Annotated in this window: 8 protein-coding genes and 1 tRNA gene; 1 reads left to right on the forward strand and 8 read right to left on the reverse strand. The window is 48.2% G+C overall.

The window, feature by feature from the left end:
* Window positions 1–28 precede the first annotated feature (28 nt).
* The 7 genes from QQK89_RS26760 to QQK89_RS26790 all read right to left on the reverse strand — a co-directional run bounded on the left by QQK89_RS26760 (window position 29) and on the right by QQK89_RS26790 (window position 11,247).
* Window positions 29–1,594: an extracellular solute-binding protein gene (locus tag QQK89_RS26760; protein WP_284241828.1), complete on the reverse strand. Its 1,566-nt coding sequence runs from the start codon at window positions 1,592–1,594 to the stop codon at window positions 29–31.
* A 73-nt stretch (window positions 1,595–1,667) separates the two neighbouring features.
* Entirely contained in the window at window positions 1,668–2,540 is an 873-nt protein-coding gene (locus QQK89_RS26765; RefSeq protein WP_284241829.1) for a carbohydrate ABC transporter permease, read from the reverse strand.
* Window positions 2,534–3,508, reverse strand: coding sequence for an ABC transporter permease (locus QQK89_RS26770; protein ID WP_284241830.1), 975 nt, complete (start codon window positions 3,506–3,508; stop codon window positions 2,534–2,536). Before QQK89_RS26770 ends, QQK89_RS26765 begins: the two co-directional genes overlap by 7 nt.
* Before the next feature lie 242 nt (window positions 3,509–3,750).
* The gene (locus tag QQK89_RS26775; protein WP_284241832.1) at window positions 3,751–7,266 is read right to left on the reverse strand and encodes a hypothetical protein; all 3,516 of its coding nucleotides are present in this window, start codon (window positions 7,264–7,266) and stop codon (window positions 3,751–3,753) included.
* Window positions 7,267–7,341: 75 nt separating this feature from the next.
* A complete protein-coding gene (locus tag QQK89_RS26780; RefSeq protein WP_284241833.1) occupies window positions 7,342–8,958 on the reverse strand; it encodes an extracellular solute-binding protein in 1,617 nt (538 codons plus the stop codon).
* A gap of 271 nt (window positions 8,959–9,229) precedes the next feature.
* Window positions 9,230–9,844, reverse strand: coding sequence for a sugar O-acetyltransferase (locus tag QQK89_RS26785; protein WP_284241834.1), 615 nt, complete (start codon window positions 9,842–9,844; stop codon window positions 9,230–9,232).
* 41 nt (window positions 9,845–9,885) lie between these two features.
* Complete coding sequence (locus QQK89_RS26790; protein ID WP_284241836.1) at window positions 9,886–11,247, reverse strand: MATE family efflux transporter; 1,362 nt, start codon at window positions 11,245–11,247, stop codon at window positions 9,886–9,888.
* 116 nt (window positions 11,248–11,363) lie between these two features.
* Here QQK89_RS26790 and QQK89_RS26795 point away from each other — a divergent pair, with 116 nt between their 5' ends.
* Entirely contained in the window at window positions 11,364–12,236 is an 873-nt protein-coding gene (locus tag QQK89_RS26795) for an AraC family transcriptional regulator (protein ID WP_284241837.1), read from the forward strand.
* A gap of 61 nt (window positions 12,237–12,297) precedes the next feature.
* On the opposite strand, the gene QQK89_RS26800 is transcribed toward QQK89_RS26795, so the two are convergent.
* Window positions 12,298–12,380 (reverse strand) — tRNA-Leu (locus QQK89_RS26800).
* Window positions 12,381–12,553: the final 173 nt, after the last annotated feature.

A 12,553-nucleotide genomic window follows, 5' to 3' on the forward strand; every position in this document is an offset into this window, starting at 1 on the left:
TAGTTGCGTCTCATCATTCGCAGATCCCCTATATCCCTGCAATTAATCGGGTACCCTTAAGTTCGTTGTACTTCGCTACCTTGGAGTCAAATACCGATTTGCCTCCTTTCTTCTTCCACGTCTCGACGTAGTCGCCCCAGTTATCCAGCGGCTCACGGCCTGTAACAAACTGAATGAACATCTCTTCCTCGTATTTCGCTACTTCGGCGCCATAAGTCTTATATTCTTCGGTAAGCGGAATTCCGTAGAAAATATCCGAATACAACGTATAGTTCGAAGCGGCATCGATAAAGCGGTTGTTCTCCCTCTCTACCGGATCCTTCGTGGCAGCTCCCATCTGCTGGACCAGATCGATGCGGGATACGATCTGGCTGAGCGGGTCCAGCCACTTCTCGTCGTAAGCTAGCTGACCTTCCGTCGTTCTTGGCTCGGTCGCGGACGTATAATGAGTCCCTTTAATTCCGAATTTCGCCAGTTCCCATCCTTCTTGCGTAGACAAGTAATCCAAGAATCGAACAGCAGCTTCCGGATGCCCGGATTTTGCGGATATCGCGATCCCTGCACCGATCTTGCCGAAGGAAAACATGCCGCTCTTGCCGTCGGGACCAGCTAGGGCAGGCAGAATTGGGGCCCATTTTGCACCCGGAACGATTTCGTTCATTTTTAGTTGCTGCATCAACTGCTGCGGAGCAATTGACCACCAGGCGTTGAAATAGCCAATCTTGCCCTGCGCCGCTTTCATTAACGATTGATCGGACTTCATTGTGAACAATTCGGGATCGATGACCTTCTCGTCCCATAGTTTCTTAATATAGGCAATAGCCGCCTTATACTCCGGCGATATCGCAACGGGAACGATCCTTTCCCCTTTGACATAACTAGCCATCGGAGTGCTGCCGCCAATAAAACCCGGCCCGATGCCAAACGCGCCAAAGATCGGCATAAACGTCTCGCTATAAGTGTTCGCGACGCCTAGCCCGTACGTGTCGCTTTGGCCATTGCCATCCGGGTCATCAAACGTGAACGCTTTCATAATGGCTTCGAATTCGTCCAAGTTCGTCGGCATGCTCAGATTGAGCTTGTCTAGCCAGTCCTTTCGAATGACAGGTACCTCTTTGCCCGCAACATTTTCGTAAGGGATGACATATTGCTTTCCCTTATATTTGGTAAGCTCCCATAAATCAGCCGGGATATTCTTTTTCAAATTCGGCGCGTAGCGGTCCAAGTATTCCGACAAGTCCAGGAAGAGACCTTGATCCGCATAATTCTGATAATCGAAGGAACCCAGACGGCTGATGTCCGGGATGTCCCCGGATGCGGCAAGCACGTTATATTTGCTATTGAAGTCGTTGTTCGGGTACATCGTGACATTCAGTTTGACGCCCGTACGCTCTTCCAGCTCTTTGGTAGCCGGATTGTCGTCCTTCCATACCCGACCGAGGTCGGGCTGGATGATAGAGAGCGACACGGTAGAATTTTGCTTGGAATCTTCATCGATCGGAATGGACCCTGCCGATGAGGAACTGCCGCTAGCGCAACCGGTAACCCAGACGATGGTAAAGCACAGGGTGAACAACGCGTTTTTTTTCATCATTGTTCTGAGCTCCCCTCCCTCTGAGTGTTATTTTTTTCATTATAAGCCAAAGTCTTGTTTATCACCTAGTCTTTTATCCTTTAACAGAACCTACCATCAAGCCTTGGACAAAGTACTTCTGTAGAAATGGATAGACGAGCACAATCGGCAACGCTGACATCATGATGGTTGCGGCACGAATCGTCTCGACCGGGGGAGGTAGACTATCACCGCTTAGCTGGTCGATGGAAAACGTGTACATTTTACGCAAAATGAGCTGTAACGTGGATAAATCCGGATTGTTAATATAAATAATGACGTTGATATATTCGTTCCAATGCCCTACTCCGTAAAAAAGGGCAAGCGTGGCGATAATCGGCAGCGATAACGGCAGCATAATTCGAAACATGATCCCAAGCTCGGAGCAACCATCTATTCGGGCCGATTCTCTTAATTCCGTCGGAACTCCTTGGAAGAAGTTGCGCATAAGAATCAAGAGCCATGCATTAATGGCGGAAGGGAGAATCAACGCCCATACGGTATCGACCAGATGCAGCGATCGAACGACGAGATAGGACGGGATAAGTCCGCCGCTATACAGCATTGCGATGAGCACGATCATCATCATCCCGTTCCGGCCGGGTAAATCCCGGTTTGACAAGACGTACGCGCCAAGCGAAGTCATGATCAGGTTGATCAAGGTGCCGACGACCGTAATGAAGATTGTTACCCCATAGGCGTGTAGCAACCCCGAATATCGAATGACATAACGGTAGCTGTCGAGATGGATGGACTTGGGATATAGAAGCATCCCGTTGTTCTCTACGATATCTTTCATGTTTGCAAACGAAACGAACAATACATTCAGAAACGGATACAATGTCGTAATGCCAACGATCGTCAAGAACGCCCATATGAAGTAGTCTGTCTTTCCGGGCTTGGTGAGATTGCCGGTACGTCCTACCATATCCCGCCCTCCTCATCGATTTTCTTGGCCAACCGGTTTGCAATTACAACAAGCAGCAGCGCAATGACCGAACGGAAAAAGCCTACGGCCGCCGCATAGCTGAAGTTGTTGATATTCAGCAGACCAACCCGATAGATATAGTAATCCAGCACTTCCGCAACCGACGATACTTGAGGGTTGATCATGACGAGAACTTGTTCGAAGCTCACGCTTAGCAAACCGCCCAAGCTCATGATGAACATGATACTGATGACGCTGCGAATACCGGGAAGCGTGATATGCCACAAACGTTGCATGCGGTTTGCCCCGTCCATCGCAGACGCTTCATATAGATGCGGATCGACCTTGGTTAATGCAGCCAGGAAAATAATCGCGTTCCACCCAATCTCCTTCCAGAGCGCGCTTCCAACAAACATCGTACGGAAATATTCGGTCGAAGAAAGGAACGGAACCGTATCGCCGAACGCCGACTTCAGCAGCGCGTTTATGAGACCCGTCTCCGAGAAGAAGTTGTACATCAAGCCGTATACGACGACCCAAGACACAAAATGCGGCAAATAGGAGATCGTTTGGAACACACGCCGCCACTTGGCAAATCGCATCTCGTACATCAACACGGCGAATAGGATTGGAGCTGGAAACCCAAATAAAGTCCGGTAGAACGCCAGAACGATCGTATTGTTAAAGACGACCCAGAAATCCCCGTTCTCGATAAATCTATTAAAATGCTTCAAACCCGCCCACGGACTGCCGTAGATGCCGTCCATGAAATTGTAATCTTTGAACGCAATAATACCGCCGATCATCGGCGCATAATGGAAAATGACATAATACGCGAGTACAGGAACAAACAACGCGTAAAGCGAACCGTAACGTTTCATGACGTTTTTGAATTTGCGCTTTTTCCGCACCGGCACTTGTACCTGCGCCGGATTCGCATATATGCTCTGGCTTGCACTAGATTTCAACTTCCATCCACTCCTTCAGAGTTTTTTGTTGTAAGCGATTTCTATATTAGTCGTCTTTAGCCGCATTCGTATCATCCCACCCGATCTGGGATCGAGCTAGCGGAGAAAGCGCGGATCTCTAGCCTTTTCGCTGATTAAGCGGATTGGATAAAAAGAATTGATTTGGTGTATTGAAAGAACAAGGGACCACCTGAGCGGTCCCCATTGTCCATACTTTGTTCGAACCTCGTCTCGCCCCTGTCTTACTCCAGCCGAATCGTGTTCTTGATCGCTGTGGCTTGGCATATCAAATAATCCGCTTGCTCTTGCGTCAACTTCTTGCCTCTTTGCGCTTCCGTGCTATTCGCGAATGCGTTCAGTTGATTAATCGCGGCCTTGCTGTTTCCCTTGCTTAAAGAATCACTAACATTTTCCAACTTGGAGATGAGCGGATTACGGCCGTTCGCTACTAAATAATTACTGATGTAAGCGATTGTTTCGGTGATGATATCGTTGGCTGATTTAGCTGGTTCAGGCTCTGTCGCTGTTATGACGGTAACGTTCGACTGAGCCGAGACCAGCCTTCCGTTCACATCAAACCCCTTCACCAATAACGCATGATCACCGGAAGTAAGCTGCGCGGTTGCCGTAACGGTCTGACCGCTTATTTGATGCGTGACCGGTGCGCCGTCTACCAATACTTGAACGGTACCCGTGTCAATCGGTATCTCTCCTTGCACAAGCTCGGCTGAGATCGTTACCGTTCCTGCCGTTACTTCATCGCTTGGAGCCGGTGCGATATTGGCGATTTTGCTGTACATCCCAGAATCAGGCTGCACGTATACGCCTAAATTTCTTACTTTATAGGACACCTGAGTCGCCGTTCTGGAGTTGATGCCAATGCTGAACTTATTAATCTGATCCGGATCAAGATGGAAGTTGTCGTCCGGAGTGCCAAAGGTCGCGAAGTCCGACCAAGGGATCTTCACAGATTGCCATCCACCCGTCGGAACAATACCCGCGGAAGTGAAATATTCCGCTCCGTTGTTCTCGTACATAAAGCTCCGAATCACGACGCCGTCCACCGGGGCATCAAAATAAACGTCAAACGTAATCCCTTCCGAATCGGCAAAGGTTACGCCAGGCGGCAACGTAAACCGCGGATACGTCCACTTATCCCCACTGCCGAAGTTGTAGTTAAATTGAATTTCTCCCGGCGAAGGCGTAGTCATCGTACTGCTCGAGCCGGCAGACAGATTCGTTGCCCATTGAGCAGGATCGTCATATGCCGGCACCAACACGTTTGGCTCGACGATCTTGTTCTCATTTGAAGCAATCATTGTTATCGACTTGGAGGTCGAATGACCATCAAATGCTCCTTGGAAAACAACCGGGAACTTTACGTCAGCAGCCACGGCATCGCTGCCGGTCAAGCTAAACGTTAAGGTCTCCATGGAGTAAGGAGCAATCGTCACCTCTTGAGACGGATCAGATAAATTCCAGCCGCCGTATGTGGTGCCCGTAATCGTTCCGCTCATCGGAGCAGCGTTGAAGTTGTAAACATCCAGGTTAACTTCCGTATTCGCTAGCTTATCTAGCGAATACCCGTTTGTCTTGGCTTTTACCGCGGCAGACTCCGGATACCTTTGTACAAGCACCACCCGCTCCGCCGCATCGAGCGCGGGCGCATGAGGCGTAGGTACGGCATATGCAGGGTTAGACAAACCTGGCCAATTGCCCGATATGCGCAAATAGTGAATGTCCGGCCCCGACATCAAATCATAATCTCCGGAAGAAGAAGCGACTTGCTGCTCCCTGCCCATAATGTCGGTCAAGAGCGCATTGCCTTTTCCCGCATGCAAGGTCAGAGAAGTATCGTTCTCGCTCCAATAGGCGACTATGCTATCCGTTCCGTCCTTGAACGCGTAGCTCTTCACGCCCTCGGGTATATTATGCAGCTGACCCAAATAGACGGCTTCGCCCAACGCGTTTGTCATAGCGGCTTCCGCGTTAATCGAGGCGTAAGGCGTTCCTTGCGAGGAGAAGCTTCCCCACGACATGCCGTTCTCCAGATAATAAGGGAATACGAACCAGAAATGTTTGTCGACTCCCATCGCGATGGATTCAATTGTCGACGTCGCCAAGTATCTGGCCTGTGTCTGAAGCTGCTCTTTCGTCAACGTTTGGTCCCCGTTATTGAACTTCAGCGAAATACCGGATTCGGTGACATAGATCGGTTTCCCGTCCAATCCATACCCTTTGATCATTTCGGCGTTAACGGCAAAGGTTGGAGGCGTATCTAAAATTTTAGTGTTTTCGTTGTCGTTGCGATGACCGTGAAAGTTATAAATATCGATATAATCGGCAATATCATTCTGCATAAGCTGTTCCACGTAATTTCCCGGCGGATAAGCGATGCCGGCCAGCGCGACTTGCGTGGGCACGCCTGCATCTCTTGCGGCGATGGTCGTCGCCTTCAGGAAGGCGGCATATTGGTCGGCCGGTTCGCTTTCAGCCGTATAGCCGATGTCCGGCTCGTTCCAGAACTCCCAATCCGATTGGCTTCCGTAATGCGAGACGGAAGATTTGGCCAATTCGTACGCGTCCAGCAAATTTCGAGGCAAGTTTTTACCCGCGTCCTTGGCCCATGTCGGCGCAATATGGTTAAGCTCCAGCACACGGATGCCGTAATTTGCGTATGCTTCGTTGTAGGGATCGTACTTACTGAAATCCGTAGTACCCGGAGCGCTGCTGATCGAGTTCCAATGCATCCGCTCGCGGACGTAATCGACGCCCGTCAACCAGATTGCTCGAGCATAGTCCGGCGCATCCGCGGCAGGAAATAAGGACCCGCCGGCAGCATCTACCGCGAAGGGTGAATCTTGAACCGTTCGGCGCTCGGAATGATCCATAACGACCGATAAGTATTGTTGAATCGGTTGACCGTTCTCGTCCGCTTCCGCGGTAATCGTATAGTGGCCGCGTTGCAGCTGCGGCAAAGTGAAAGTATAAGAAGGGACGTTTTCGGTGAAGGCAACGCGATTCTGTGCGACAACGGTACCGAAGTAGTCTTCGACTTGGTAGTAAAGGTTATGTCCTTGGCTTGAGTCATCCGTGAAATCAATCGTAACCTGCTTGTCGTCGCTCTCTTGGAACAAAAGATTTGGCGCATCGGCGCTTATGCCATGCAATCCCCAAGGCAGTTTTGTAAGCTGCATGGCATCCAAGAAGAAGTATAGTCGCCCATCCTGTTGCCTACCGCTTTGAATCCGGAAAGAAATTTTGTTCGTTCCTTCGTGGAGCGTCACCGGAAGCAGCTTATATTTGTAGAACAAATTGGCCGGCGATGATAGTTGACCCGTTTGGGTGGCAGCAGAAGCATTAACGTCGTAGTATTCACCATCGTTAATCTTGATTTGATATGGCGAAACATGGCCCATGCTAATTGGCGAAGCCACGATGTCCAGTCCGTACGTTCCCGGAACGGATACGTTGAACTCGTAGTCCGCGATGTACCCGCTCTCGGGAATCGAAGCCCCCGCCAAACTTTTGAAGAACAGAAAATCGTTATTGCTTAGTTCCGTGCTGTTGCCCCTTAACGAATCCCTCTCGCTCTTTGGCACCGTTGTCTGGTTGACCGAAGTATACTGTTCCCCTTCGATCGTAATGGCTGGCAAGTCGGGTAATACGGAATCAGAGGAAGCCTGAATCGGAAGCGCTAGCAAGAATTGCGATGCGATCCAAAGCACAAGTACGAGGAACGACATACGTTTTCTCACGATCGAACTCTCCCTTATTTAACACGAAATACCGGGCATCTTAAGCGATATCCCGGCATCCGTGTTGTGATGGTCTTATACGCCGGAAACCATTTGCGTTCCCTTCAACTCGTTGTACTTCGCAACTTTGGAATCCAGAACCGACTTGCCGCCCTTTTTCTTCCAAGCCTCGACGTAGTCGTCCCACTTGTCGAGCGACTCTTTGCCGGTGACGAACTTAATGAACATTTCCTCTTCAAACTTCGCTACGTCAGCGCCGTAAGTTTTGTGCTCATCCGTGAGCGGTACGCCGTAGAAAACGTCCTGGTACAGCGTGTAGCTCGAAGCTGCATTAATAAAGCGGTTGTTCTCAATTTCCACCGGATCCTTTGTTGCTTCTCCGAGTTTTTGCACTAGATCTACGCGGGAAACGATTTGGCTGAGCGGATCAAGCCACTTCTCGTCGTATGCCTTCTGCCCTTCATCCGTTCTTGGCGCAGTCCACTCCGTATAATGCGTGCCTTTTACGCCCAACCGCGCCAGCTCCCAACCTTCTTGCGTGGACAGATAATCGAGGAACTGAATAGCTTCTTCCGGATGTTTCGACTTCGCGGATATCGCCATGCCGGCACCAACGTTGCCGAAGGAGTACATGCCGCTCTTGCCATCTGGTCCCGTCAAGCCGGGCAGTATCGGATCCCACTTCGCTTCCGGTACGATCTCGTTCATCTTCAACTGTTGAGTCAGCTGCTGAGGAGCGATCGACCACCAGGCGTTAAAGTAACCAATCTTGCCTTGAGCCACTTTTTGCAACGCTTGGTCCGACTTAATCGTGAACAACTCAGGGTCAACGACTTTTTCGTCCCACAGCTTCTTAATGTACTCAAGGGCCGCTTTGTACTCTGGGGATACCGCAACAGGAACGATCGTATTGTCTTTGACGTAGCTAGCCATCGGCGTGCTGCCGCCGAACAAGCCGGGAGCGATTCCATAAGCGCCGAAGATCGGCATAAATGTCTCGCTGTAAGAGTTCGTAATCCCCATGCCGTACGTGTCGTTCTTCCCATTGCCGTCCGGGTCGTTAAACGTAAACGCTTTCAACATGGCTTCGAATTCATCCAGGTTCGTAGGCGCCTTTAACTGCAGTTTATCGAGCCAGTCCTTCCGCACGACCGGGACCTCTTTACCTGCGACGTTCTCGTATGGAATGACGAATTGTTTGCCTTTGTATTTCGTCAGATCCCACAGATCCGCGGGAATGTTCTGCTTCAGATTCGGACCGTACTTATCGATTAAATCCGTCAGATCCATAAACAGTCCTTGATCCGCATAGTTCTGATAGTCGAAGCCGCCAAGACGGCTAAGATCCGGAATGTCGCCGGAGGCGGCAAGGACCGTATATTTGCTATTGAAATCATTGTTTGGATACATGGTCACCTTCAGGTTAACGTTCGTTCTCGTTTCCAACTCTTTCGTCGCCGCGTTATCGTCTTTCCATACCCGTCCAAGGTCCGGCTCGGTAAGCGATATCGTTACGGGATCTTTCGATTGTTCGCTCGCCGCAGGCGAGGATGCATTTGTTGATGCGGATGCGGATGGGGACTCTGAATTATTGGACGAATGGTTGTTGTCGTTCCCGCAAGCGGCCGTCAACGCGGCAAGCAAACTCAAGCTGCAGATGGAAGCTGCGCGGGTTCTAGTGATTTGTCTCATATGAACTCCCTCGATTCAATTAATTTCGGTCCGTGAACTTGAAAGCGATTTCAACTGCTACCGTACAAACCGTAATCGAATCATGACATGGTAAACCGAACCCCATCTACGGGAGAAAACGCCGTTTTATCGTCTTTTCGCTGAATAAGCAGTTTGGACATATTCAATCAGTTTGGTTCGTTGTAGGCAATCAGCCCAATAATAAAGCGGCCTCAGGGTGGTCGCCCCTCGGCCGCTTCAGTGATGGTTCAGTTCATGGAATGGCTAATTATTAACCCAAATCAGAGTAATCAATTTTCCGATCTTTGAAATAATACTCTTTGTCATGATCGGAAACTTCCCGCAGCACCTTGCATGGATTTCCGACTGCGATTACGTTCGATGGAAGATCTTTTGTCACGATGCTTCCTGCGCCGATAACCGTGTTATCACCAATCGTAACGCCTGGCAGCAAAACCGCTCCCGCGCCAATCCAGCAATTTTTCCCGATTGTAACGGGAGCATTAAATTGATACGCCTGTTGCCGTAGTTCTGGCTGGATCGGATGACCGGCCGTTGCCACGGTAACGTTTGGTCCAAACATGGTGTAATCTCCAACATAGATGTGGGTATCATCAACCAGCGTCAAATTAAAGTTCGCATAAATGTTTTTGCCGAAATGTACATGCTTACCGCCCCAATTGGAATGGAACGGCGGTTCAATATAACAATTCTCGCCGATCTCGGCAAACATTTCTTTCATCATTGCTACTCTTTTTTCGTATTCGGTTGGCCGCGTCCGGTTGAAATCATATAGACGATCCAGACACAGAGTTTGCTCTTTGGCCAGCTCCTCATTTCCAGGCAAATATAAACTACCGTTGTGAAGTTGTTCTTTAATGTTCATTTTTCGCACCTCATGTTAGTTGTTTTGTGAGCAGTAACTGATTATCTTGCTGCAGAAAAATCTCGTGTAATATTATTTAGCCATTTGGATTGACGATAACGAATGAGGGCAATCGGTGCCTTTATCACTTCGTCTAAACAGATAATGGCGAACACGGCTATCGGCGGGAGCTGCCATACAAAGGCGCTTAAATAACCCAAAGGCAAAATGATGCCCCACATAACGATCAAATCACACCAGAATCCAAACTTGGAATCACCTCCCGCAACAAATATCCCTCCGATCGTTACGGAGTTAATTGATTTTGGGATACAGTAGTAAGCACAAATAAATAACATCCCGCTTAAATAATGTTGCGCTTCAGCATCTAAACTTACGACTTGAACAACGAATGGTTTAACGATTAACGTCATAATGCCTGCCAAGACGCCAAATACAATAGAATAGAATGTTATCACATTTCCAGCATTCTTAGCCATCTCTATCTGGCCGTTGCCCAAATATTTTCCGATTAGAACGGAACCCCCGCTTGCAATGCCTCCGCATAAGACGATCATTAAATTCTTAACAACGCTAGCTACAGAGTTCGCAGCTACCATGTCTGCGTTGATATGGCCAAATATCGCGGCTGTTGCCGTAATCGCACATCCCCATACCATATAATTCCCTTGAATTGGGAAAGTATATTTCAAATAATCTTTTTGCAGCTTTCGTTGTATTGTATCACGCCTTCTAAATTTGAACTTAATTCCCCCCTTACCCTTAACGGAGTGAGCGATACAGCAGCCAAATTCGATAATACGAGCTACCACGGTCGATAACGCAACTGCAATTATAGCTTTATCGGGATCGTTTGGATACAGAATAAAAATACAAATAGCATTAAGAACAATATTGAGAACGAGGCACACGGAACTTATCCAAGCACTCAAACGCGCATTCTCCATACTTCTTACAACACTGAAATACATCTGTGAGATGCCGCCTACCAAGTAGGAAAAAGAAAGGATCTGCAGGAATTTGGAGCCGTAGCGAATCAGTTCCCCGTCAACTGTAAATAAGCTCATCAGCACATCGGGTATGAATACGGATATCCCAAAGAACAAGACGGAAACGGCCAAAGAATACAAGCATCCAATACTTAAGATGCGTTCAATCGTTTGTACATCTTTTTTGCCCCAATATTGTGCGGTTAAGATCCCTACGCCTGCAGCGAGACCCATATAAAATAACGTTAGCACAAACGTTACCTGACCCGCTAGCGAAACGGCAGACATCGCAGATTGATTGATAAAACCCAACATGACGACATCTACGGTTACAGCCAAAGCAGAAATGAGATTCTGCAAAGCAATTGGTATCACCAAACGAATCAACTGCTGATTGAAATTCTTACGCCACATGACAAACCTTCTCCCCAAATGAATTACTATTTAAAAATAGTACAAATTTCATTGGATTACCATAAAAATCGCGTATAATAATATCAAAATCGTATTTTTCTTGGGAGGACTATTCATTGCAGCTAGACGTCTTTTCTGATCTTTCTGAACAGGTTGACTACAATTTAGCGAATCTTAAACTCAGAGTCGCGAAAGGGACCTTAATTCAGTTCGATAAACTCGAAGCAGCTTGCCATTGGCACTCCGATCTTGAATTTATCTCTGTTTTAGACGGGTATATGAGCTTTTACGTACAAGGAGAGACCGTTCTGTTAGAAAAAGGGCAAGGGATATTCGTCAATAGCAAACGGCTCCATTACGGATATTCTTCCGATATGTCAGATTGCACTTACTTCGTGGTATGTATTCATCCTTCGTTAATTGGGAACGAGAGCTGGATTGGGACAGAATATTGGGAAGAGAAGTTTGGAGATAACACGGAGGATTATATGGTCCTTAAAGAGGATTGTTCTTGGCAAAATGAGGTTCTTACCAGCATAGATCGGCTATACGCCGAAATGCACAGCCAGAGCCGCAACCCTCTTCTATTGCTATCGCTAGCTGTATCGTTATGTGCAGCGACAGGCGGTCATATCAAAGCGAGAAATCATAAAATAAAGATTGATCACGCTTGGTCATATATTTGGATGATGACCTCATTTATTCATGCGAATTATGAAAATAAGATCACGCTTGATGATATAGCATCTTCGGGTTCCGTAAGCAGATCTCGCTGCTGCAACCTGTTTGGAGAACATATTGGACAAGCGCCAAATGAGTACCTTACAAATTACCGTCTGAAGAAAAGCTGTGAGTTGCTGGTGGGGACTGGCAGATCCATCAGTGAGGTCGCTTTATCTTGCGGGTTTCAAAGCGCTAGTTACTACTCCTATGTGTTCAGAAAGGAATTCGGGAAGACTCCTAATGATTACCGTAAACAGCACAGTTAATTAAGCCGCATAACGAAAAAAAACTCGATCCGTTAAGATCGAGTTTAGTCATTTGTAAGGTTGGTGCGCGTAGAGGGACTTGAACCCCCACGGTCGCCCGCCAGATCCTAAGTCTGGTGCGTCTGCCAATTCCGCCATACGCGCATGTTTAAAACTTGTTCAAAGCTTGCGCCTTGAAAACTGGATGCGAAAGTTTGAATTCCTTAAGTTTTCCGGTTTCACACCGGGGCCCCCGCAAAGTAATCGGAATTCTCCGCGAAGCCTACGCTTCACTTTGTGGGTTGTTTTAGGATAAGCCCTCGACCGATTAGTATTCG

Source organism: Paenibacillus glycanilyticus (genome assembly GCF_030161375.1).
GTDB lineage: Bacteria > Bacillota > Bacilli > Paenibacillales > Paenibacillaceae > Pristimantibacillus > Pristimantibacillus glycanilyticus_B.

What these genes read in the sequence shown, in the direction of transcription:
- QQK89_RS26780 (WP_284241833.1), bottom strand. Translation starts at nt 8,958, where the DNA reads ATGAGACAAATCACTAGAACCCGCGCAGCTTCCATCTGCAGCTTGAGT.
- QQK89_RS26790 (WP_284241836.1), bottom strand. Translation starts at nt 11,247, where the DNA reads ATGTGGCGTAAGAATTTCAATCAGCAGTTGATTCGTTTGGTGATACCA.
- QQK89_RS26760 (WP_284241828.1), bottom strand. Translation starts at nt 1,594, where the DNA reads ATGATGAAAAAAAACGCGTTGTTCACCCTGTGCTTTACCATCGTCTGG.
- QQK89_RS26765 (WP_284241829.1), bottom strand. Translation starts at nt 2,540, where the DNA reads ATGGTAGGACGTACCGGCAATCTCACCAAGCCCGGAAAGACAGACTAC.
- QQK89_RS26785 (WP_284241834.1), bottom strand. Translation starts at nt 9,844, where the DNA reads ATGAACATTAAAGAACAACTTCACAACGGTAGTTTATATTTGCCTGGA.